This window comes from Pseudoalteromonas sp. S16_S37 (assembly GCF_014694405.1).
GTDB lineage: Bacteria > Pseudomonadota > Gammaproteobacteria > Enterobacterales > Alteromonadaceae > Pseudoalteromonas.
This window is the reverse complement of record NZ_JAAUWV010000154.1, coordinates 1-1,145: the sequence shown is the minus strand read 5'-3', so window position 1 is coordinate 1,145 and position 1,145 is coordinate 1. Positions and strand designations below refer to the sequence as shown.

Here is a 1,145-nt window from a genome sequence, read left to right as displayed (position 1 = left end):
TAGACATAATGACTCCCCACGAGGTGCTAGCCTCCTATTCGTGGGTTAGCTAAAAACCAGAGCCATAATTAGTGTGTTAAACAACTAAAAGCGGAGGCTAGCATGAATAACTTTAACATAATTTTTATCGGCTTAGATACCCATAAAACATCTACCGAAGTCGCGCACATAGAAGACCAACGTGGCGCGAAACCTACACATTACGGCAAAGTAAATACCACCAAAGCCGCAATCACTAAACTTGCTCGGCAATATCAATCCAGATATCCACACGCAACACTGCATTTTGTTTATGAAGCAGGGCCAACGGGCTATTGGATTTATCGACTACTCACTAGTTTAGGGCATTGTTGCTATGTCGTCGCGCCCTCACTAATTCCTAAAAAACCAGGAGAGCGAGTAAAAACCGACAAACGAGATGCGCTTAAATTGGCAAAATTACTTAAGGATGAAGAATTAACACCGATTTACGTACCTGAATCTGAGGATGAAGCAATACGCGACTTATCAAGGGCAAGGGAAACCGCGATGAAAGATTTAAAAGATGCAAAATATCAGCTAAAAGCACTGTTCTTACGCAATAATATTACCTGTAAAGTTAATGATAACTGGTCACTTCAACACCTTCGTTGGCTAACTGAACTCGTTTTACCACATCCAAGTCAGCAAATTGTTTTACAAGAAATGATACAAACAATCACTGAACGTATTGGGCGGGAAAAGCGACTGGCTAATGAGTTATTCCATCAAGTAAAAAACTGGCGATTCTATCCTGTCGTCAAAGCACTGCAAGCTATCCGTGGCGTTCGCTTGCTCATTGCTACCGGCATTATCGCAGAGCTAGGTGATTTAAGACGCTTCGATCACCCCAGAAAACTCATGGCCTATTTAGGATTAGTATCCAAAGAACATAGTAGTGGCGATAACAGGCGATTGGGTAGCATCACCAAATGTGGTAATGGACGAGCAAGGCGCTTACTTGTTCAAGGTGCACACACTTATAAACACAATGCCAATATATCGACAGAATTACAAAAACGGCAGGAAGGTTTACCTAAAGAAATAACCGATATCGCATGGCAGGCACAGCTTAGACTGTGTCGACGTTACAACCGATTACTAAGCAGAGGTAAACATCGTAATGT

General features: G+C 42.1%; 1 protein-coding gene. It reads left to right on the top strand.

The genetic code is table 11. The features are described 5' to 3' along the window. Positions 1–102 precede the first annotated feature (102 nt). Positions 103–1,145 (top strand): IS110 family transposase (locus HC733_RS22335; RefSeq protein WP_190367172.1); only part of this gene is annotated, 1,043 nt, incomplete at its 3' end.